Here is a 20491-nt window from a genome sequence, read left to right as displayed (position 1 = left end):
TGAGCGGGATGAGCACCGAGGAGAAGTCCGCGGCCCCCCGGTCCCTCGCGGAGGCGCTCCGCGTCAGGGACGACGTCTCGCTGGCCGCCCTCCTGCGCAGCCGTCCCGACCTCATCACCCCCGTGCCGACCGACCTCACCCAGCTCGCCACCCGCGCCGGCACCCGCGCCTCCGTCGTGCGGGCGCTGGAGCGGCTGGACCGGTTCGCGCTGCAGACGGCCGAGGCGCTGGCCGTGGCGCCGGACCCGGCGTCGTACGGCGAGCTGCTCGCTCTGATGGCCGGTGACGAGCGGGACCCGGCCGTCGCCGCCGCGCTGCCCCGGGCCGCCGCCCTGCTGCGCGAACAGGCGCTGGTGTGGGGTGCCGACGACCGGCTGCGGCTGGTCCGTACCGCCCGTGAGCTGCTCGCGCCGTCCCCGCAGCATCCGTCCCCGACCGGGCTCGGCCCGACCGTGCGGGAGGCGACGGCGGGGATGTCGCCGGGCCGGATCCAGGAGATCCTCGCCGCCGTCGGCCTGCCCTCGACCCACGACTCGGTCTCCGCCGTCTCCGCGCTCGGCGGCCTGTTCGCCGACCGGCGGCGGATGGCGGCGCTCCTCGCCGAGCTGTCCTGGGAGTCCCGGGAGGTGCTGGACCGGCTGGTGTGGGGGCCGCCGTACGGCCAGGTCACCCACGACCCGGCGGCGCACCTGCGGGCGCTGCTCGACCGCGGTCTGCTGCTGCCGACGGCGCCCGGCACGGTCGTGCTGCCCCGCGAGGTCGCCCTGCACCTGCGCGCGGGCCGGGCGCACCGCGCGCCCGAGCCGGTGCCGCCGCCGGTGGAGGCGGCCGCCACACACCGTCCACAGGTTGTGGACGCCACCGCGGCCGGCCAGGCGCTGGCGGCGCTGGCGACGGTCGACGAGCTGCTGAAGGAGTGGGACGAGGGGGGACCGTCGGTGCTGCGGGCCGGCGGTCTGAGCGTGCGCGACCTGAAGCGGACCGCCGTCGCCCTGGACGTGCCCGAGCCGGTCGCCGCGTTCTGGGTCGAGCTGGCCTACGGGGCCGGGCTGATCGCCTCCGACGGGGAGGCGGGGGAACGGTACGCGGCGACCCCGGCGTACGACGAGTGGCGCGAGCTGCCGCCCGCCGAGCGCTGGGCGCTGCTCGCGACGACGTGGCTGACGGCGACCCGGACGCCGGGTGTGGTCGGTGGCCGGGACGCGAAGGACCGTACGCTTTCGGCGCTGGGGCCGAACCTGGACCGTTCGGCGGCGCCGGAGGTGCGGCACCGGGTGCTGGCCCTGCTCGCGGGGCTGCCCGAGGGTTCCTCGCCCGTCGAGGCGTCGGTGCTGGCCCGGTTGCGCTGGGAGCGTCCGCTGCGCGGCCCCCGGCAGCAGCGGGAGACCGGAACCGGTGAGTCGCGGGACGACGACCTGCGCAGCCGCGTCGCCCGGTGGACGCTGTCCGAGGCGGAGCTGCTGGGCGTCACGGGGCGCGGGGCGCTGGCGGCACCGGGGCGGGCCCTGATCGGCGCGCCCGAGGCACCCCGTCCGGCGGCGGCCGGGGAACCCGCGGGTCCGGGTGACAAGCTCCCGGTCCACCACCACCGCATGCCCCCGGTGACCGCTCCCCCGACCCCCGCCGAGCGGGCCGCGGCCACCGCGACCGCCGCCCGGCTGCTGGAACCGCTCTTCCCGGAACCACTGGACCACGTGCTGTTGCAGGCCGACCTGACGGCGGTGGCGCCGGGGCCGCTGGAGCGCGAGCTGGCCGACGTGCTGGGGGTGCTCGCGGACGTGGAGTCCAAGGGCGGGGCGACCGTCTACCGGTTCACGCCGGGTTCGGTACGCCGTGCGCTGGACGCCGGGCGGAGCGCCGCCGACCTGCACGCGTTCCTCACCCGGCACTCCCGTACGCCGGTGCCGCAGCCCCTGACGTACCTGATCGACGACGTGGCCCGGCGGCACGGGCGGCTGCGGGTGGGCGCGGCCTCGGCGTACGTGCGCTGCGACGACGACGCGACGCTGGACGAGATCCTCGCCGACAAGCGGGCCGCCGGTCTGGGCCTGCGCCGTCTGGCGCCCACGGTGCTGGCCGCGCAGGCCGACCCGGCGGCGCTGCTGGACGGGCTGCGCGCGCTGGGGTTCGCGCCGGCCGCCGAGTCCGCCGCGGGCGACGTGCTGATCGCCCGCGCGGACTCGCACCGCACCCCGCCGCGGGCGGCGCCCGAGCCGGTCCCGGACGGTCCGCCGGCGCCCGACGACACGCTGCTGACGGCGGCGATCCGGGCCGTGCGCGCCGGTGACCTGGCCTCCACGGCCCCGCGCAAGCCGGGCCCCGGGGACGGCGAGGGCGGCGGCGCGGACGGTGTGCCGGGCGGCACGCTGCCCCGCACGGGCGCCGCCGAGACGCTGGCCACGATGCAGGCGGCGGTCCTGACCGGCGAGGCGCTGTGGATCGGCTACGTGAACGCCGAGGGCGCCGCCAGCCAGCGTGTGATCGCCCCGATCCGGGTCGAGGGCGGCTTCGTCACGGCGTACGACCACACGGCGGACGAGGTGCGCACCTATCCGCTGCACCGGGTCACCGGCGTGGCCGAGCTGGCCGACGACGCGGGCTGACGGGAGTCCTTGCGGACGGCGACGCTCTTTCGGGTGTACGGCGTGATCCATGCACGCCACGCCGGGTGATTCGCACCTGAGAGGGAGCTTTTTTCATCAACCGCATCGAACCGGCGGCGCTCGGGCAGCCACCGGTTGTCCCGCACCGAAGCGAAAGGAAGAGCCCGATGCGCACTGCAGTTCGCCGTCTCGCCACCGTTCTGGCCGCCACCGCGACGCTGGTCGCCGCGTTCACCGCGCAGGCCGCGGCGGTCGGCATCGACCTCGGCGGAGGCCTCACCCTCTGACCGTCCGCCTCTGACCGTCCGCCTCTGACCGTCCACCTCAGCGTTCTCTCGACGGGCCGGCCCGGTCGCCGGACCGGCCCGCCGTCCCCTGCTCGAAAGTCTGCCGGGCCCGACAAGATCCCCGTCGCTCTCCGGTAGGCCCCGCCCCGCGATCAGGCACACTTGACGTTTGGCCGAGCCGTCGTCCGGCCGTACGCACGCGAAAGGGTGCCGCCCGTGAATGGTCCGCTGATCGTCCAGTCCGACAAGACCCTGCTTCTCGAAGTCGACCACGAGCAGGCCGGCGCGTGCCGTCGGGCCATCGCGCCCTTCGCCGAGCTGGAGCGGGCGCCGGAGCACATCCACACCTACCGGGTGACCCCGCTGGGCCTGTGGAACGCGCGGGCGGCCGGCCACGACGCCGAGCAGGTCGTGGACGCGCTCGTCGAGTACAGCCGCTACCCGGTGCCGCACGCGCTGCTGGTCGACATCGCCGAGACGATGGACCGCTACGGCCGCCTCACCCTCTCCAAGCACCCGGCGCACGGACTGGTCCTGACGACCACCGACCGGCCGGTGCTGGAGGAGGTGCTGAAGTCGAAGCGGATCGCGCCGCTGGTCGGCACCCGCATCGACGCCGACACGGTGGCGGTGCACCCCTCCGAGCGCGGGCAGATCAAGCAGACGCTGCTCAAGCTGGGCTGGCCCGCGGAGGACCTCGCCGGGTACGTGGACGGCGAGGCGCACCCGATCGAGCTGGCCGAGGACGGGTGGGCGCTGCGCCCGTACCAGAAGCAGGCGGTGGAGAACTTCTGGCACGGCGGCAGCGGCGTCGTGGTGCTCCCCTGCGGCGCGGGCAAGACGCTGGTCGGGGCGGGCGCGATGGCGCAGGCCAGGTCGACGACGCTGATCCTGGTCACCAACACCGTCTCCGCCAGGCAGTGGAAGCACGAGCTGGTCAGGCGCACGTCGCTGACCGAGGACGAGATCGGCGAGTACAGCGGTACGCGCAAGGAGATCCGGCCGGTCACCATCGCCACGTACCAGGTGCTGACGACCCGGCGGAAGGGCGTCTACCCGCACCTGGAGCTGTTCGACTCCCGGGACTGGGGGCTGATCGTCTACGACGAGGTGCACCTGCTGCCCGCGCCGGTCTTCAAGTTCACCGCCGACCTCCAGGCCCGCCGCCGGCTCGGTCTGACCGCGACGCTGGTGCGGGAGGACGGCCGCGAGTCGGACGTGTTCTCGCTGATCGGGCCGAAGCGGTTCGACGCGCCGTGGAAGGAGATCGAGGCGCAGGGCTACATCGCGCCCGCCGACTGCGTGGAGGTCCGGGTCAACCTCACCGACTCCGAGCGGCTCGCGTACGCCACCGCCGAGACGGAGGAGAAGTACCGCTTCTGCGCGACGACCGACACCAAGCGGAAGGTGACGGAGGCGATCGTGCGGCGGTTCGCCGGGCAGCAGATCCTCGTCATCGGCCAGTACATCGACCAGCTCGACGAGCTGGGCGAGCACCTGGGGGCGCCGGTCATCAAGGGCGAGACGTCCAACGCCCAGCGGGAGAAGCTCTTCGAGTCCTTCCGGCAGGGCGAGATCAGCGTACTCGTCGTGTCGAAGGTCGCGAACTTCTCGATCGACCTGCCGGAGGCGACGGTCGCCATCCAGGTGTCGGGCACGTTCGGCTCGCGGCAGGAGGAGGCCCAGCGCCTGGGCCGGGTGCTGCGGCCGAAGGCCGACGGCCACCAGGCGCACTTCTACTCGGTCGTCGCCCGCGACACCCTCGACCAGGACTTCGCCGCCCACCGCCAGCGCTTCCTGGCGGAACAGGGCTACGCCTACCGGATCATGGACGCGGACGAGGTCCTCGGCTGACGCTCAGTGCCGGCGGACACCGGCCTCCTCGCCGTACTCGCCGAGGACGACCACGTCGAAGGCGGCGCCCGCGAACACCCTGACGGCGCGCAGGGTGTCACCGAGCCGGTGCCGGTGGCTGCCGGCCACGGGCGTGGCACCGGACGCGCGGCCCGGTGCCGGGGCGGGGGAGATGGTTGCTGCGCTCATGTCTCCATGGTGCGACCGCCACCCCCCGACCGGCATCGGTCTACGGACCCAATCCCCGCACGCCTCGGCTACGACCCTGGAGGGAGCGCATCCCCCGGCGCGGATGACGTGATCCCCTAGGGGTCGGGCCCGGATCGCGCCGGGACCGGCAGAAAACGGTTGGCCCGCGCCGCCCGCGCTCCCTTAGAATCTCCGCTCTTGCCCGCCTCCCCACCGGAGTGCTGCCGTCCGGACGGAAACCGGTCGGTCCACCGCGCGCGTTCCGCGCCCACCACACCGCAGGTCATCCGGAGGCACCCCCTTGTCCACGCCCGTCCACGACGACCCCCTCTCCAGGGAACGCTCCCACCTCTCCGCGTCCCGTTCCGCGCTGCGCGCCATGCGCGAGGACGTGGAGTCCCTCGACATCACCGACGTGACCGCGAACTGGGTCAACGCCGCCGTCCTGGAGAGCCAGATCGAGCAGCGCATCAAGGCGCTCGCCGACCTCAGCGAGACCCCGCTCTTCTTCGGCCGGCTCGACTACCTGCACGCCCCGGGTGCGGAACAGGCGGAGGGCGGGGAGGGCGAGCGCTTCTACGTCGGCCGGCGGCATGTGCACGACGCGGACGGCGACCCGATGGTGATCGACTGGCGGGCACCGGTCTCGCAGCCGTTCTACCGGGCGTCGAAGAAGGACCCGCAGGACGTCTCGCTGCGCCGCCGCTTCGGCTACACCGGCGGCGACCTGACCGCGTACGAGGACGAGCATCTGCTCGACCCGGCCGAGGCGGCGACCACCAGCAGGCTGCTCCAGCAGGAGATCGAGCGGCCCCGCGTCGGACCGATGCGGGACATCGTGGCGACGATCCAGCCCGAGCAGGACGAGATCGTGCGCGCCGAACTGTCCGGCTCGGTCTGTGTGCAGGGCGGCCCCGGCACCGGGAAGACCGCCGTCGGCCTGCACCGGGTGGCCTACCTGCTGTACGCGCACCGCGAGCGCCTGGCCCGCACCGGCACGCTGGTCGTCGGCCCGAACCGGTCCTTCCTGCACTACATCGAGCAGGTGCTGCCGGCGCTCGGCGAGATGACCGTCCGCCAGGCCACCGTCGACGACCTGGTCGCCCATGTGGAGGTGCGCGGGGCGGACGAGGCGACGACGGCGGTGGTCAAGGGCGACGCGCGGATGGCGGAGGTCCTGCGCCGGGCCCTCTACTCCCACGTCACCCCGCCCGCCGAGGGCGTCGTCGTGGTGCGCGGCTCACGCCGCTGGCGGGTGCCGGTGTACGAGCTGGCGGAGATCGTCCGCGAGCTGCTCGCCCGGGACATCCGCTACGGCGCCGCCCGCGAGGCGCTGCCGCAGCGGGTCGCGCACACCGTGCTGGTGCAGATGGAGCGGGCGGGCGAGGCGCCGGACGACCGGGTGCAGAACGCGGTGGCGCGCAACGCGGCCGTGAAGGCGCTGGTGAAGTCGGTCTGGCCGCAGGTCGACCCGGCCAAGCTGGTGCTGCGCCTCCTCGCCGACGCGGACTTCCTCGCCGAGCACGCCGAGGGGATCCTCACCGAGGACGAGCAGAAGGCGGTGCTGTGGGTGAAGCCGGCCCGCTCGGTGAAGTCCGCCAGGTGGTCGCCGGCCGACGCCGTGCTGATCGACGAGGCGACCGACCTGATCGAGCGCACCCACTCCCTCGGGCACGTGGTCCTCGACGAGGCGCAGGACCTGTCCCCCATGCAGTACCGCGCGGTGGGCCGGCGCTGCACCACCGGCTCGGCGACCGTCCTGGGCGACCTGGCGCAGGGCACCACGCCGTGGGCGACCCGGAGCTGGGCGGAGGCGCTCGGGCACCTGGGCAAGGGCGAGGCGGTGGTCGAGGAGCTGACGGCCGGTTTCCGTGTGCCGACGGACGTCATCGCGTACGCCTCCCGGCTGCTGCCGCACATCGCGCCGGGTCTGACGCCGGTCGCGTCGATCCGCGAGAACCCGGGCTTCTTCGACATCCGCACGGCCCCCGACGGGCCGGCCGACGTGGTGGCCGCGTGCCGTGAGCTGCTGGAGCGGGAGGGCTCGGTCGGCCTGATCGCCGCCGACGCGCGGGTGCCGGAGCTGGCGGCGGCCCTGGGGGCGGCCCGGATCGGCTACGTCGGCCCCGGCGAGGAGACCACCCACGCCACCCGCCTGACCCTGGTCCCGGCCTCGCTGGCGAAGGGCCTGGAGTACGACTACGTGGTCCTGGACGAGCCGCAGGCGGTGGTCGACGGCGAGCCGGACGAACGGACGGGGCTGCGCCGGCTGTACGTGACCCTGACCCGAGCGGTCTCGGGTCTCGTCGTCACCCACGCGACGGGGCTGCCTCCCCAGCTGGGGTGAACCGCGGGCAGTCACACGCCGCCGCTGCGGGCCGTGGCGCCTCCCCCAGTGCCTGAACGGCCCGGGAGGCACCCACGGGCGGCACGGGTGGGCGGTGGGGGTGCCTCCCGCTCGCGCGAAGCCGGGAGTGGGGGAGCGAAGCCGGGAGTGGCACACCCCGCCACGCCGCGCTCCCCACCCCGCGAGCACCAGCGCGGGTGCACCGCTCATCCCCCGAGCATCCGCCGCCACTGAGAAACCGCGTCCGCCGACACGGGCCCCTCCCACCCGGAGGGCCGCGCCGCGCCGCCGATGTGGAACCCGTCGATCCCCGCGTCCAGGAGTCCCGGCACGTGGTCGAGCCGCAGTCCGCCGCCCACCAGCAGCTGCTGCTCGTACCCCGGCTCGCCGCGCCGCCGCGCCTCCGCGAGCAGCACGTTCAGGCCGTCGTCCACGCCACCGGCCGCCCCGGCCGTCAGATACGTGTCCAGGCCCGGGAAGTCCGCGAGCTGCTTGCGCAGCGCGTCCCGGTTCGCGGCCCGGTCGATCGCGCGGTGGAACGTCCACCGGCACCCGTCCAGCACCTCGGCGATCCGCTCCACCACCCCGAGGTCCACGTCGCCCTGCGTGTCGAGGAACCCCAGTACGAACTGCGTGGCCCCGGCCTCCCGCATGTCACGGGCGACGCGCGTCAGCCGCTCGACGTCACCGGCGGCGAACCCGTCCGCGAGCCGCAGCATCACCCGTACGTCGATGTCGACGGCGGCACGGATCGCGGCGACGGTCGCGGCCGACGGGGTGAGTCCGTCGGCCGCCATGTCGGTGACCAGCTCGAGGCGATCCGCGCCTCCGGCCTGGGCGGCGACCGCGTCCTCGGCGTCGAGGGCGATCACCTCCAGGACTGCACGCTTGCTCATGGGACCCCATTCGTCGGCCTGCTACAGGTCTAGTCCAATCCAAGACTACGCCCCGACGGCAGGCCGGGGTGCCCGCGCCGCCGCTCAGTCGCCGAAGATGTTCAGCTCCGCCGCCTCCACCCCGGCCAGCTCGTACGCCGTCCCGCCGTTCACGCCGTCCGTGCCGTCCAGGGGGCGGCCCGCGTAGAGCCGTACGAGGGTGGCGGCGTCGCCGATGTACCGGCCCGGCGGCCGCTCACCGCTGGCCCCGCCCAGTTTCAGGGGCTCGTCGAGGTCGTCCAGGTCGGCGTGGAGCGGCACGTGACCGCGCGCCCGGGTGACCGTGCCGAGCAGCGCGAGCGCCTCCGGGAGCCCGCGCCCCGCGTACGCCCCCGGCTCGCCGAAGGTCACCCGCACATCACCGGCGTGCACCCACTCGCCCAGTGCGACGGCGTCCAGCCGCCCGTCCGACCGCGCGATCACCGGGCCCGCCTCGGTCATGCCGCGCTCCAGTTCGTCGACGATCCGGGCATTGCTCCAGTCGGCGCGTTCGGCGATGTCGCGGTCGTTGGACTCGGGCGAGAAGACGCCCTTCTCGAAGCGTTTCTCCACCACCCGGATCAGTGCGCTGGAGCAGTGCGCCAGCACGTCGCGCACGGTCCAGCCCGGACACGCGGCCACCGGCAGCGCGAAGTCCGCGTCCGGGCGGGAGCGCAGCAGGGGCACCAGTTCGTCGCGTTCGAGGATCAGCAGCCGGCCGGGCAGCTCGGGGTCGCGTACGTCGTGCGGGTCTGCGGGAGTCGTCATGGACCCCACGTTAGGGGCCCAGCAGGTCCTTCAGTTCGGCCTCGAAGAGAAGAGCGGGGTCGAAGCCCATGCCGGTGAACTGGCCGGCGAGTTCCAGGGACAGGACGCCGTGCAGCCGGGACCAGAAGGACAGGGCGCGGTGGAGCACCGGCGAGGGCGCCGGACGGTCGCCCGCCCACTGCCGGTGGGTGTCGAGGTGCGCGTCGAACGCGTCGTCGGCGCCGTCCGGCGACGGCAGCGCGGCACAGGCGTCGACGATGACCGCCATGGTCTCGGCGGCGATCTCGGTGATGTCGTCGGGCGCCCGGTAGCCGGGGACGGGGGTGCCGAAGATGAGGAAGTAGCGCTGCGGGTCGTCCAGGGCCCAGGCGCGCAGGACGTGCGCGAGGCCGGCCAGGTCGGCGCCGGTCCCGGCGGCCGCCCGGAAGGCGTCGGCCTGGCTGCGGTAGGCGTCCCGGATGAGTTCTGTGATCAGCTCGTCGCGGCCGTCGAAGTAGCGGTAGAGCGCGGGTCCGCTCATGCCCATCCGCTTGGCGATCGCGTTGAGCGAGAGCGCGGAGGCCCCGGCCGTGGCGATCTGCTCCCACGCGTGTTCCTTGATCTCCGCGCGCACCTGGGTGCGGTACCGCTCGCGCGGGGTGCTCGTGCGCGCCTGCGGCATGGTCCGCCCGCCACCTCTCGGGTCTCGCCCGGCCCGTCCGGCCGGGAACGCCAGCACATCGGTTAGAAGCTATCACGAACATTATCTGGAAGAATGCGGCCATGGCCGACCTCGACGCCCTGCGCTCCCGCTTCGCCCACGCCGTGGCGGGAGCCACCGCCTCCGGTGCCACCGCCGGCTCCGGTCCCGACCCCGCGCCGTACGCCGACAACCTGCTCGCCCGCTGGCGGGAACCCCAGCGGCGCTACCACACCCTCGCGCACCTCACCGCGGTCCTCGACCACGTCGACGTCCTGGCGGAGCACGCCGACGACGTGGACGCCGTACGCCTCGCGGCGTGGTTCCACGACGCCGTCTACCAGCCCGACCGGTCCGAGAACGAGGAGCGCTCGGCCCGGCTGGCCGAGCGCGCGCTGCCCGAGGCCGGGGTCCCGGCGGAGAAGACCGCCGAGGTGGCCCGGCTGGTGCGCCTCACCGTCACGCACGCCCCGGCGGGCGACGACCGCGACGGCCAGGTGCTGTGCGACGCCGACCTGGCGGTCCTCGCCTCGCCGCCGTCGGCGTACGCGGCGTACACGGCGGCCGTCCGCGAGGAGTACCACTTCGTGCCGAACGAGGCGTTCCGCGAGGGCCGCGCCGCGATCCTGCGGCAACTCCTCGACCTGCCGAGCCTGTTCCACACCCCGTACGGACGACGGGAGTGGGAGGCCACCGCCCGCCACAACCTCACCGGCGAGCTGGAAATGCTGTCGCTCCCCGACACCCCGGACGTCTAGCCTGCCCGGATGCGAAGCATGGGCGGGGAACAGGTGGCGGAGGCCGTGGCGGGCGCCGTCGCGCTATTGCGGACGGCGACGGACCGGGACTGGGAGTCGGCGCGGGCCGGACGGCTGGAGTGGAGCTGCCGCTCCACGGCGGAGCACGTCGCGGGCGACCTCATCACCTACGCCGGCCAGCTGGCCGGACGCGCCACCGAGGGGTACGTGCCGTTCGAGATCACCTTCGACGAGGGCACCGGCAACGAGGACGTGCTCCAGGTCGTCGAGACCACCGGCGCGCTGCTCGCCGCCACCCTGCGCAGCACGCCGCGCGAGGTCCGGGCCTACCACCCGTACCCCTTCCGCAGCGCGAACCGCGAGGGCTTCGCCGCGATGGGCATCGCCGAGGTGTTCCTGCACACGCACGACATCGCCGAAGGTCTCGGGCTGGCCTACGAACCGCCCGCCGAACCGTGCGCGGACCTCCTCGCCCGGCTCTTCCCGCACGTCCGGCCCGACACCGACCCCTGGCGCACCCTGCTGTGGGCCACGGGACGCGGGGACCTGCCGGGACGCGAGCCGGTCACCGAGTGGCGCTGGCGCAACAACCTGGTGATCCCGGCCGAACGGCTCACCCTCCAGGGCGTCACGCCGGCCGCCGCCACCGACCTCGCCGCGGGCGGCGACGGCGGCTTCGAGTGGGCCGGGGGCGGGCCCTTCCAGGGCACCCGGGACGCCGCCGGCATGCTGCTGAAGGCGTACGAGGCGGGGGCGCACCGGCCCGAGTGGGGCGTCTTCGCCCTCGTGCGGCGCGAGGACGGGCGCGCCGTCGGCGGCATGGGTTTCCACGGGGCACCGGACGAGGACGGCCGGGTGGAGATCGGCTACGACCTCACCGAGGCGGCCCGGGGCAACGGCTACGCGACCGAGGCGCTGCGCGCGCTGTCCGCGTGGGCGCTGGCGCGGGAGGAGGTGACGTCCGTGTGCGCGACGACGGATCCGGAGAACACGGCGTCGCAGGCGGTCATCGTCCGCGCCGGGTTCACCCGGGTCGCCGCGGAGTCCTCCGAGGGCGGCGAGGGCGGCCAGAGTGCCGTGCAGTTCGCCTACGAGCTGCGCGGCTGAGCACCCGGGGCGCCGCGGGCGGCCCCCTTGCGGCGGCGCAGTCCCGCCCCGTGCAGCAGCCGCACCACCTCGCGGCTGCCGACCTCCAGCGCGCCGGCGGACACCGCGTCGGCGTACCGGTGGGCGGGCAGGTCGTAGTGGTCGCGCTCGAAGGCGCGGCGCGGCACGCCCAGGGCCTCGGCGAAGGCGTGCAGTTCGGCGTAGGAGACGTCGCTCACCAGGTGGGACCAGAGGCGGCCGTGGCCCGGCCAGGTCGGCGGGTCGATGTAGAGGGTCATCGGAGCGTCCTCACGAGGCGCCGCCGCCGGTGGCCGCGCCCAGCGAGCCGACCGCCGCGACCTTCACGCCCGCCTTGCCGCACACCCAGTGCGGGTCGGGACCCAGCTCGGGCTCGACGTCCAGCGCGTGCGGGTCGCCGGAGCCGCACACCGGGCACAGCGGCCAGCGGCCGTACCGCTCCAGCAGCGCGTCCTGCACGTCCTGCGCGACCAGCCCGGCCACGAACTCCACGCCCTCGGGCCACTGCTCGACCCACCAGCGCCGCTGTACGACGGACTCCTCGACCAGCGAGACGACGTCCGGTTCGGCGACCTCGCCCGCCACCAGGTCGGCGAGCACGAGGGCGCGCGCGGCGTGCAGCGCCTGCTCCAGGGGGCTGATGGGGTTCATGCACCCATTGTGCGCACTCTTGACCCGCGGACCGAAACGAAAATATCTTTCATGAGTGACCGATGAAGTGAAGGAAACTTTCGCGCACCCGTCCGGGGGCCGCCGTGCCACCGCCGGCGGGAGCGCACCGCCCGCGCCGCCCGCGCCCGCCGCCCTCGCGGCCAAGGTCCGCACCCTGGCGCCGTCGATGACCCGTTCCATGCAGCGGGTCGCCGAGGCGGTCGCGGGCGACCCGGCCGGCTGCGCGGCCCTCACGGTCACCGGCCTGGCCGAGCTGACCGGCACCAGCGAGGCGACCGTCGTACGCACCGCCCGGCTGCTCGGCTACCCCGGCTACCGCGATCTGCGCCTCGCGCTCGCCGGGCTGGCCGCCCAGCAGCAGTCCGGCCGCGCGCCCGCCATCACGACGGACATCGCGGTCGACGACCCGATCGCCGACGTGGTCGCCAAGCTGGCCTACGACGAGCAGCAGACCCTCGCGGACACCGCCGCCGGTCTGGACACCGTCCAGCTCGGCGCGGCCGTCGCCGCACTGACCGCCGCCCGGCGCACCGACGTGTACGGCATCGGCGCCTCCAACCTGGTCGCCCAGGACCTCACCCAGAAGATGCTGCGCATAGGGCTCATAGCCCACGCCCCGGGCGACCCGCACCTCGCCGTCACCAACGCGGTGCAGCTGCGCGCGGGGGACGTGGCCCTGGCGATCACGCACTCCGGCTCCACGGGGGACGTCATCGAGCCGCTCCGCGTCGCCTTCGAGCGGGGCGCGACGACCATCGCCATCACCGGCCGCCCCGACAGTCCCGTCACCCAGTACGCCGACCACGTACTGACCACGTCCACCGCCCGGGAGAGCGAGCTGCGACCGGCGGCGATGTCGTCCCGGACCAGCCAGCTGCTGGTCGTGGACTGCCTGTTCGTGGGGGTGGCGCAGCGGACGTACGAGTCGGCCGCGCCGGCTCTGGCGGCGTCCTACGAGGCGTTGGCGCATCGGCACGGGGCGCTCCGCGGGGCTGCGGGGGACCGTAGGGCTTGAGCTTTGTGGGGCGCTGCGGGTCCGCTGTGGCTGGTCGCGCAGTTCCTCGCGCCCCCAGGTATGTACAGACACCGGAAGCTGAAAAGGGCCGCATCTTCATGACCTCCACCCCCCATCACCCCGATCTGCGTTCTCAGTTGGAGACGTTGACCACCGAGGCGTTCCGGCCGGAGCTGGCCGAGATCGATCAGTTGCCGACGCTCGACATCGCGCGGCTGATGAACGGCGAGGACGCCTCCGTGCCCGCCGCCGTCGCCGAGCGGCTGCCGGAGATCGCCGCCGCCATCGATGCCGTGGCCGCCCGGATGGCGCGCGGTGGGCGGCTGATCTACGCGGGCGCCGGTACGGCCGGACGGCTGGGCGTGCTGGACGCCTCGGAGTGCCCGCCCACCTTCAACACCGCCCCCGGGCAGGTCGTCGGCCTGATCGCGGGCGGCCCGGACGCCATGGTCACCTCCGTCGAGGGCGCCGAGGACTCCCCCGAGCTGGCCCGCGCCGACCTGGACGCCCTCGCGCTGACCGCCGACGACACGGTGGTCGGCGTCTCGGCCTCCGGCCGCACTCCGTACGCCGTCGGCGCGGTCGAGCACGCCCGCTCGCTCGGCGCCCTGACCGTCGGCCTCGCCTGCAACCGGGGCAGCGCCCTGGCCGCCGCCGCCGAGCACGGCATCGAGGTGGTCACCGGACCGGAGCTGCTCACCGGCTCGACGCGGCTGAAGGCGGGCACGGCGCAGAAGCTGGTCCTGAACATGCTGTCGACGATCACGATGATCCGGCTCGGCAAGACGTACGGGAACCTGATGGTCGACGTCCGCGCCTCCAACGAGAAGCTGCGGGCCCGCTCGCGCCGCATCGTCGCGCTCGCCACCGGCGCCGCCGACGACGACATCGAGCGCGCCCTCACGGAGACCGACGGCGAGGTCAAGCACGCGATCCTGGTCCTGCTGGCCGACGTGGACGGTGCGACGGCCGTCCGCCTGCTGACCGAGTCCGGCGGCCACCTGCGGGCGGCGCTGGCTGCGGCGCTCGGCTGACCGCCGCGGCGCCTCCCGTCCGGCCGCGCGCCCGGGGCCGTCCGCGCCGTGTGCGATTCTGAAGGACATGAACCACGCCCAGCTGACCGCCCTGGGCCGCGCCCTGCGCCTCCTCGGTGAGCACGGCGAGGCCCTGACCGCCGACACGCCGGAGGCCAAGCTGCACGAGGTCCGCGCGGACCTGAAGCGTGCGCTGGACCAGCTGGAGGAGAGCGTCACCACGACGGCCCCCAGCACCCGCTGCCCGGAGCATCCGAACGGGCCGGTCGACAAGGCCGCCCCCGACCTGTGCCTGCTGTGCGAGACCCGCCGCCGCACGGCCCGCCGGGCCGAGTACAGCGGCGGACCGCTGCCGGCCCGGCCCGCCGAGCCGGTCCAGTCCCGCTACGGCGTACGGGGCGACCGGCCGCAGCCCCAGCAGCGCTGGCTGCCCGAGCAGTGGACCGGCCAGGCGTGGCAGCTGTGCGGCACCCCGCGCCGGGACCGCCGCGAGGCCGAGCTGTACATCGCGGCCCAGCTGCGCGGCCCGCACGCCGCGATGGCGTACCGGCTGGTCCACGAGTTCACGGACTACGAGGTGCTGCGGGTGTGGGGCACGCCGGTACGGGTGGACATCGAGCCGATGGGCGGCCTGTGACATGGTGAGACGCAACGACCAGCGGCGCGCGGCTCTCGTCGACGCCGCGATCGAGGTGCTGGCCGCGCAGGGGGCCCGGGGGCTGACCTTCCGGGCGGTGGACACGGAGGCGGCCGTCCCGCCCGGCACCGCGTCCAACTACTTCGCGAACCGGGACGACCTGCTCACCCAGGCGGGCGCCCGTGTCTACGAGCGGCTGCACCCCGGCGAGGCCGCCCTCGCGCGCCAGCGCGCGGCCCCCCGCGACCGTGACACCTACGTGCGGCTGATGCGCGAACTGGTCGACCGCGTCGCCTCCTTCCGCACCGGCTACCTCGCCCTGCTGGAGCTGCGCCTGGAGGCCACCCGGCGCCCCGAGCTGCGCGCGGTGCTGACCGAGCGCGTCCGCGAGGACGTCGCCGCCAACGTCGCCCACCACGAGGCGTCCGGCCTCCCCGGCGACGCCATGGCCGTCAAGCTGCTCATCCTCGCCCTGAACTGGCTGATCGTCGAACAGCTCACCCTGCCGGACGTGTTCACCCCGGCCGAGCGCGACGAGCTGGTGGCGGCTGCGGTCGAGCGCATCGTGACGCCGCAGGGCGCACTTGACCATCCGTGACCAAATAGCCCGTAGCGCCCTATCCAGCCAGCAAACGACCCATACTCGGCAGCGTCGTGGACATCGGACGTACTCGATGGGATCCACCGGCGAGGCCGTCTGCAGGCATGCGGCATTCCTCGCTCACCAACGGTCAGCAGCACAGAGGAACGGAGACCGCACGATCATGCCTTCACAACGGCTCCAGGCGGCACACGACGCGGACAGTGCCGTCGCCGTCTTCGTCCAGTACCGGCCACGTCTCCTCGGTATCGCCCACCGCGTGCTCGGCAGCGCCGTCGAGGCGGAGGACGTGCTCCAGGAAGTGTGGCTGCGCTGGCAGCGGACCGACCGCTCCACTGTGGTCAGCCCGGCGGCGTTCCTCGCCACGGTCACGACCCGGCTGGCGCTCAACGTCGTACAGTCCGCCCGTGCGCGCCGGGAGACCGCGATGGGCCCGTGGCCGGCCGAACCCGTCGCAACCGGACCGGATCCGGAGTCGCGAATCCAGCGGTACGAGGCCCTGGAGCTGGCCCTGCTGCTGTTGCTGAAGCGGCTGACCCCGGTCGAGCGCGCCGCGTTCCTCCTGCGGGAGGCGTTCGACTACGGCTATCCCGAGATAGCCGGGATTCTGCGGCTCAGCCAGGGCAACGCGAGGAAGGTCGTGAGCCGTGCCCGCGGGCATCTGGCACAGGAGCGGCGGGTTCACGGCAGCACGGCGGGCCACAGACGCCTGCTGACTGCCTTCGTCGCCGCGGCCCGGGCGGGGGACGTGGCCTCCCTGGAGGCGCTGCTCACCGCCGACACCGGTGCCCCGCCCACCGCCGACGGAGCGCTCCGCGGGGACGCGGCCGTGGCGGGCGGGGCACTCGTGGGCACGTGAGGGGGCGCGACCACGCTGTGAAATGACTCTCCCGGGGCCCTGCACGTCCCGTTAGTATGCGCTTCCATCAGCCGTGTCCCTGAGAAGGCGCGGAGTGGCGACGCGGGGGGGAGCCGCGTGGCCGGTGAGCAGGTGACGTTCGGCACCCTGCTGCGGGAGTCGCGGCTGGCCGCGTCCTTGACGATCGAGGGACTGGCCGAGACGTCCGGTGTGAGTGTGCGGGGCATCGGGGACCTGGAGCGGGGGCGGCGGGCGGCTCCACAGCGGCGGACCGTGGCGGCCCTGGCCGACGGTCTGGGGCTGGGCGACGCGGAGCGCGAGCGGCTGCTGGCCACGGCGCGCACCGGGCGGGTCCCGCGCTACGCGCCGACGGGGGTGCGTTCCTTCCCCCGGGGCATCGACGACTTCATCGGCCGCGAGCACGAGATCAAGCAGCTCATCGACCTGGCGCAACGCGGCGCCCTCGACGGCGAAGGCGGCGAGGACGGTCCGCGGGGTCACGCGGGGCCGGACGTTGTCGTGATCTCGGGGCCGCCCGGTGCCGGGAAGACGACGCTCGCGCTGCAGGCGGCGCAGGAGGTGGCCGACGCGTTTCCCCACGGCCAGCTGGTGGTGGATCTGCGGGGCACGGCCGACGAGCCGGCCGGCCCGGCGGAACTGATGCTCGGCGTGCTCAAGGCGTTGCAGGTGGCGGACCGGGACCTGGCCCGGGTCGGTCCGGAGGGCCACCCGGAGCTGTACCGGCAGGTGCTCGCCGACCAGCGCTGCCTGCTGGTCCTCGACAATGCCCGGGACGAGGCCCAGGTCCGCCCGTTGCTGCCCAGTGCGGGCACGGGCATGGTGCTGGTGACCAGCCGGCGCATGCTGACCGGGCTGGACAGTGTGCGGCGCCTGCCCCTCGGGGAACTCGGCCCCCAGGAGGCCACGACCCTGCTGGCCGGTCTGGTGGGCGCCGACCGCGCGGCGGCCGACCCGGCGGCGCTCGCCGAGGTCGCCGAACTGTGCGGTCATCTGCCGCTGGCCCTGCGGGTGGCGGGCAACTGGCTGGCCACCCGCACCGGCTGGAGCGTGCGGCGGCTGGCCGACCGCCTCGCCCGCGAGGACCGGCGGCTGAGCGTGCTGTCCGCCGGTGACGTGCATGTGTCGGCGGCCTTCGAGCTGTCCTACCAGCAGCTCACCCCCACGGCCGCGCGTCTCTTCCGGCGGCTGGCCCTGGTGCCGGGCGCCGACACCTCACCGGCCGCGGCGGCCCAGCTGGTCGGGCAGGACCTCTTCGACACCGAGGACACCCTGGAGGAGCTGGTCGAGACCGGGTTGCTGGGCAGCAACGGCACCCGGTACCGCCTGCACGACCTGCTGCGCCTGTACGCCCGTACCCGTCTGAGCGCCGAGGAGAGCGCGGCCGACGCGGACGCGGCTCGCGCAACGCTGCACTCCTGGCTGCTGGAGACGGCGACGGTGGCCGGGCGCTGGTACGAACCCGACTACGGCGCCCTGCCCGCCGACTGGTCCGGGGACGTCGACCTGTCCACCGCCGACCTGGCCCGCGCCTGGCTCCAGGCCGAGGGCGACAACTGGCTCGCCGCCTACCGCACGGCCGCCGCGAACGGCGACCACACCACCGTCGTCGAAGTCGCCGAGGCCCTGCACTGGTTCTCGGACCAGTGGATCTTCTGGGGACACTGGACTGAGGTCTTCGACACCGCCGCCCGCAGCGCCCAGGCACTCGGCGACCCGCTCGTCGAGGCCACCCAGCTCAACTACCACGCCTGGGCGCTGTCCGTGATCGAGGGCCGGCACCAGGACAGTCTCGACCGGTCGGCACAGGCCCTGGCCGCCGCCGAACGCGCCGGAGACCTCGACCAACAGGCCTGGGCGCACGACTACCAGTCCGTCGCGTACCGGCGTCTCGAAGACTACGACCGCTCGATGGAACACACCCTGCGGTCGGCCGAACTGTTCGAGGCCGGAGGTGATCTGAATGGTTCGCTGCAAGCCCGCTACGGCGTCTGCATACTCCTGGTGGACACCGGCCGCCCCGCCGAGGGCCTGGCGTACCTCGCGGAAACGTTCGCGTTCATCGAGGAGTCCGGCGACGGCATCGCGCCCCACATCGCCCGCTTCTCCACCATCCAGATGCACTCCGTCTCAGCCGACGCTCACGCCCTGCTCGGCGACTGGGACGCGGCCGTCGGCCACCTTCACACCGCTCTCGACCTGGGGCAGGACAACCCGGGCATGACCAGCCGAGTCATCAGCGATCTGGGCCATGTCCTGATGAAGGCCGGCCGCGCCCAGCCCGCCCGGGAAGCCTTCCTCTCCTGCATCGCCATCGGCCCCGAAGCCGACCCCGCGAAGGTCGCCGACGCGCGGGAACAACTCGCCCTCCTCGACGCGGCACCCGAGCCGCCCCCGGGGGACTCCTCACCGTAGCCCGGAGGGCGCCTCCGGTCCTTCCCCCTCGGCGCCCGCCCCGCTCTCCACGTGTCCCTGCGCGCACACGTTCCCGCCGCCCCGCGCTGCTGCCGGTTTCTGCCTGCTTCCTGCCTGGAGTGCCGGGCGGCCCGCTGCTTGTCTGATGAAGGCAGGGCAAGGGCCCCGCAGAGGCGGGACGTGGAGAAGGAGAGCCAGATGGGCCAGGTGCTGACGACCGCTTCGGTTCCCGACCGGGACAAGCTCGCCTTCTGGCACGACGCGCTGGGCCGGGCGCTGGTGCCGATGACCGTCGTCCCGCTGGGGGACGGTCCGTTCGCCGGCCGCATCGCCGCCGGCCGGGTGGGACACCTCCGGGTGTGCGACATCAACGCCGACGCCCAGCGCGTCACCCGGACCACCGAACTCTCCTCCCGCACCCCGGAGGGGTTCATCGGCTTCTCGGTCCCGAAGTCGGGCACCACCACGCTCGTCCAGGACGGGCGGACGGTCACCGCCGCACCGGGCGACCTGCTGGTGTACGACACGACGCGCCCGTACTCCCTGGAGTGCCCGGCGCCGTTCTCCGCGCGGGTGGTGCACATCCCCCGGACGTTACTGAGGCTGTCCGAGCGGGAGATCGGGCTGGTCACGGGAACCGTGGTCGACGCCACGGAGGGCCTCGGCGGGGCCGTGGTGTCCCTGCTGACGACGCTGGTCACGCCGGAGCAGCCCTACTCCCGGGAGATCGCGGGCCGGCTGGCCGCCGGCGTCGCCCACCTGTTCGCGACGCTGGTCGCCGAACGGGCCCAGCAGGCCGAGGCGGAACCGGCGCCGCAGCGCGACCGGATGCTGCTGCGCATCCGCGACCACATCGAACGCCACCTGGACGACCCGTCGCTGTCGCCGGAGACCGTGGCGAAGGCCCAGCACATCTCCGTCCGCTATCTGCACCGACTCTTCGAGGGCGAGGACACCACCGTCGCCAGGCACATCCAGCGCCGTCGACTGGAGCAGTGCGCGCGTGAGCTGTCCCGCGGCGACGAGACGGTCCCGACCGTGGCCGCGGTGGCCCAACGGTGGGGCTTCATCAGCCCCGCCCACTTCAGCCGGGTGTTCCGCGGCGTCTACGGCGTCCCGCCGCGCGACTGGCGCGACGCCCGCCTCGTCGTCCGGTGAGCGGTGCCATCCGTCCCATGAGATCCGTCCCATGAGCAGGCAGTCCCATGAGCAGGCAGTCCCATGCATCAGTCGGTCGAGGAGGAAGACCCCATGAGAGACAAGAGTGAGCACGCCACAACGGTCGCGTCCCCGGTGACGGTGGCCGTCGGCCTCCCCGGTGATCCCCCCGTGCTGCTGTGCGCGCAGTTGGTCTACGACGTGGCCGACCCCTATGCCGTACGGCTCTCCCTGGGCGCGGGCGAGACGCGGGAGCCGGTCGACTGGTTCTTCGCCCGTTCCCTGCTGGAGGAGGGCCTGCGCCGACCGGCCGGTGTCGGGAACGTGCTGGTGAGTCCGCCGCACCGGTGCCACCGTGACGCCGTCTCCATCGTCCTGAGGTCGGCCGTGGGCTCCGCGCGGATCGAGGTCCCGGCCCTGGACACCGCCGAGTTCCTGCGGCGGTCGCACGAGCTGGTGCCGATGGGGCGGGAAGGCCGGCACGTCGACATCGACCACGCGCTCGCCGCTCTCCTGAACGGCTGCGAGTGACATGCGGGGGCGCCTTGTGCACGGGGG

Annotated in this window: 18 protein-coding genes and 1 pseudogene; 13 read left to right on the top strand and 6 right to left on the bottom strand. The window is 74.0% G+C overall.

Annotation, left to right across the window (positions count from 1 at the left end; genetic code table 11):
- The first annotated feature begins 8 nt into the window (after positions 1-8).
- Together C4J65_RS18795 and C4J65_RS18785 are read left to right on the top strand one after the other, a co-directional pair.
- The gene (locus C4J65_RS18795) at positions 9-2603 is read left to right on the top strand and encodes a helicase-associated domain-containing protein (protein WP_115743448.1); all 2595 of its coding nucleotides are present in this window, start codon (positions 9-11) and stop codon (positions 2601-2603) included.
- A gap of 503 nt (positions 2604-3106) precedes the next feature.
- Positions 3107-4744, top strand: coding sequence for a DNA repair helicase XPB (locus C4J65_RS18785; protein ID WP_115743446.1), 1638 nt, complete (start codon positions 3107-3109; stop codon positions 4742-4744).
- A 3-nt stretch (positions 4745-4747) separates the two neighbouring features.
- On the opposite strand, the gene C4J65_RS18780 is transcribed toward C4J65_RS18785, so the two are convergent.
- On the bottom strand, positions 4748-4933 hold the full coding sequence (locus tag C4J65_RS18780) for a hypothetical protein (RefSeq protein ID WP_003974657.1): 186 nt from the start codon (positions 4931-4933) through the stop codon (positions 4748-4750).
- 301 nt (positions 4934-5234) lie between these two features.
- Between C4J65_RS18780 and C4J65_RS18775 the strand changes: the two genes are divergently transcribed.
- The gene (locus tag C4J65_RS18775) at positions 5235-7280 is read left to right on the top strand and encodes an AAA family ATPase (RefSeq protein ID WP_115743445.1); all 2046 of its coding nucleotides are present in this window, start codon (positions 5235-5237) and stop codon (positions 7278-7280) included.
- Positions 7281-7486: 206 nt separating this feature from the next.
- On the opposite strand, the gene C4J65_RS18770 is transcribed toward C4J65_RS18775, so the two are convergent.
- The 3 genes from C4J65_RS18770 to C4J65_RS18760 all read right to left on the bottom strand — a co-directional run bounded on the left by C4J65_RS18770 (position 7487) and on the right by C4J65_RS18760 (position 9623).
- Positions 7487-8176: a copper homeostasis protein CutC gene (locus C4J65_RS18770; protein ID WP_115743444.1), complete on the bottom strand. Its 690-nt coding sequence runs from the start codon at positions 8174-8176 to the stop codon at positions 7487-7489.
- 84 nt (positions 8177-8260) lie between these two features.
- The gene (locus tag C4J65_RS18765; RefSeq protein WP_115746517.1) at positions 8261-8962 is read right to left on the bottom strand and encodes a maleylpyruvate isomerase family mycothiol-dependent enzyme; all 702 of its coding nucleotides are present in this window, start codon (positions 8960-8962) and stop codon (positions 8261-8263) included.
- A gap of 10 nt (positions 8963-8972) precedes the next feature.
- The gene (locus tag C4J65_RS18760; protein WP_115743443.1) at positions 8973-9623 is read right to left on the bottom strand and encodes a TetR/AcrR family transcriptional regulator; all 651 of its coding nucleotides are present in this window, start codon (positions 9621-9623) and stop codon (positions 8973-8975) included.
- Positions 9624-9724: 101 nt separating this feature from the next.
- Here C4J65_RS18760 and C4J65_RS18755 point away from each other — a divergent pair, with 101 nt between their 5' ends.
- Together C4J65_RS18755 and C4J65_RS18750 are read left to right on the top strand one after the other, a co-directional pair.
- The gene (locus C4J65_RS18755) at positions 9725-10399 is read left to right on the top strand and encodes a hypothetical protein (RefSeq protein WP_115743442.1); all 675 of its coding nucleotides are present in this window, start codon (positions 9725-9727) and stop codon (positions 10397-10399) included.
- 9 nt (positions 10400-10408) lie between these two features.
- Positions 10409-11506, top strand: a complete 1098-nt coding sequence (locus tag C4J65_RS18750) for a GNAT family N-acetyltransferase (protein WP_115743441.1) — start codon at positions 10409-10411, stop codon at positions 11504-11506.
- On the opposite strand, the gene C4J65_RS18745 is transcribed toward C4J65_RS18750, so the two are convergent.
- Both C4J65_RS18745 and C4J65_RS18740 read right to left on the bottom strand, forming a co-directional pair.
- On the bottom strand, positions 11488-11784 hold the full coding sequence (locus C4J65_RS18745; protein ID WP_115743440.1) for a DUF4031 domain-containing protein: 297 nt from the start codon (positions 11782-11784) through the stop codon (positions 11488-11490). The genes C4J65_RS18750 and C4J65_RS18745 overlap by 19 nt on opposite strands.
- A gap of 10 nt (positions 11785-11794) precedes the next feature.
- Positions 11795-12175, bottom strand: coding sequence for a hypothetical protein (locus C4J65_RS18740; RefSeq protein WP_115743439.1), 381 nt, complete (start codon positions 12173-12175; stop codon positions 11795-11797).
- Between the two features lie 55 nt (positions 12176-12230).
- On the opposite strand from C4J65_RS18740, the gene C4J65_RS18735 reads away from it, so the two are divergent.
- The 8 genes and pseudogenes from C4J65_RS18735 to C4J65_RS18700 all read left to right on the top strand — a co-directional run bounded on the left by C4J65_RS18735 (position 12231) and on the right by C4J65_RS18700 (position 20464).
- Entirely contained in the window at positions 12231-13211 is a 981-nt protein-coding gene (locus tag C4J65_RS18735) for a MurR/RpiR family transcriptional regulator (protein WP_162833243.1), read from the top strand.
- 98 nt (positions 13212-13309) lie between these two features.
- Positions 13310-14245 carry an N-acetylmuramic acid 6-phosphate etherase gene (murQ, locus tag C4J65_RS18730; protein ID WP_115743437.1) on the top strand — a complete coding sequence of 312 codons (936 nt, stop codon included), beginning with the start codon at positions 13310-13312 and terminating at the stop codon, positions 14243-14245.
- Positions 14246-14312: 67 nt separating this feature from the next.
- Complete coding sequence (locus C4J65_RS18725) at positions 14313-14882, top strand: hypothetical protein (protein ID WP_115743436.1); 570 nt, start codon at positions 14313-14315, stop codon at positions 14880-14882.
- Position 14883: 1 nt separating this feature from the next.
- Complete coding sequence (locus tag C4J65_RS18720; RefSeq protein WP_115743435.1) at positions 14884-15480, top strand: TetR/AcrR family transcriptional regulator; 597 nt, start codon at positions 14884-14886, stop codon at positions 15478-15480.
- Positions 15481-15646: 166 nt separating this feature from the next.
- Positions 15647-16264: pseudogene (locus C4J65_RS18715) on the top strand (sigma-70 family RNA polymerase sigma factor); the annotation flags it as partial.
- 195 nt (positions 16265-16459) lie between these two features.
- The gene (locus tag C4J65_RS18710; protein ID WP_115743433.1) at positions 16460-18775 is read left to right on the top strand and encodes a helix-turn-helix domain-containing protein; all 2316 of its coding nucleotides are present in this window, start codon (positions 16460-16462) and stop codon (positions 18773-18775) included.
- Positions 18776-18973: 198 nt separating this feature from the next.
- Positions 18974-19933, top strand: a complete 960-nt coding sequence (locus C4J65_RS18705) for a helix-turn-helix domain-containing protein (protein ID WP_115743432.1) — start codon at positions 18974-18976, stop codon at positions 19931-19933.
- Positions 19934-20026: 93 nt separating this feature from the next.
- Positions 20027-20464, top strand: coding sequence for an SsgA family sporulation/cell division regulator (locus C4J65_RS18700; RefSeq protein WP_162833242.1), 438 nt, complete (start codon positions 20027-20029; stop codon positions 20462-20464).
- Positions 20465-20491 lie beyond the last annotated feature (27 nt).

Origin of the sequence: Streptomyces sp. CB09001, from assembly GCF_003369795.1 — a bacterium.
In the GTDB taxonomy this organism is placed as follows: Bacteria; Actinomycetota; Actinomycetes; order Streptomycetales; family Streptomycetaceae; genus Streptomyces.
Note: the sequence above shows the minus strand (reverse complement) of the source record. Positions and strands in the feature narration are given on the sequence as shown.

Bases quoted from the DNA above. Each gene is read 5' to 3' on its own strand.
- C4J65_RS18795 (WP_115743448.1), top strand. From the start codon at position 9: ATGAGCACCGAGGAGAAGTCCGCGGCCCCCCGGTCCCTCGCGGAGGCG.
- C4J65_RS18780 (WP_003974657.1), bottom strand. From the start codon at position 4,933: ATGAGCGCAGCAACCATCTCCCCCGCCCCGGCACCGGGCCGCGCGTCC.
- C4J65_RS18770 (WP_115743444.1), bottom strand. From the start codon at position 8,176: ATGAGCAAGCGTGCAGTCCTGGAGGTGATCGCCCTCGACGCCGAGGAC.
- C4J65_RS18765 (WP_115746517.1), bottom strand. From the start codon at position 8,962: ATGACGACTCCCGCAGACCCGCACGACGTACGCGACCCCGAGCTGCCC.
- C4J65_RS18760 (WP_115743443.1), bottom strand. From the start codon at position 9,623: ATGCCGCAGGCGCGCACGAGCACCCCGCGCGAGCGGTACCGCACCCAG.
- C4J65_RS18755 (WP_115743442.1), top strand. From the start codon at position 9,725: ATGGCCGACCTCGACGCCCTGCGCTCCCGCTTCGCCCACGCCGTGGCG.
- C4J65_RS18750 (WP_115743441.1), top strand. From the start codon at position 10,409: ATGCGAAGCATGGGCGGGGAACAGGTGGCGGAGGCCGTGGCGGGCGCC.
- C4J65_RS18745 (WP_115743440.1), bottom strand. From the start codon at position 11,784: ATGACCCTCTACATCGACCCGCCGACCTGGCCGGGCCACGGCCGCCTC.
- C4J65_RS18740 (WP_115743439.1), bottom strand. From the start codon at position 12,175: ATGAACCCCATCAGCCCCCTGGAGCAGGCGCTGCACGCCGCGCGCGCC.
- murQ (WP_115743437.1), top strand. From the start codon at position 13,310: ATGACCTCCACCCCCCATCACCCCGATCTGCGTTCTCAGTTGGAGACG.
- C4J65_RS18725 (WP_115743436.1), top strand. From the start codon at position 14,313: ATGAACCACGCCCAGCTGACCGCCCTGGGCCGCGCCCTGCGCCTCCTC.
- C4J65_RS18720 (WP_115743435.1), top strand. From the start codon at position 14,884: ATGGTGAGACGCAACGACCAGCGGCGCGCGGCTCTCGTCGACGCCGCG.
- C4J65_RS18705 (WP_115743432.1), top strand. From the start codon at position 18,974: ATGGGCCAGGTGCTGACGACCGCTTCGGTTCCCGACCGGGACAAGCTC.
- C4J65_RS18700 (WP_162833242.1), top strand. From the start codon at position 20,027: ATGAGAGACAAGAGTGAGCACGCCACAACGGTCGCGTCCCCGGTGACG.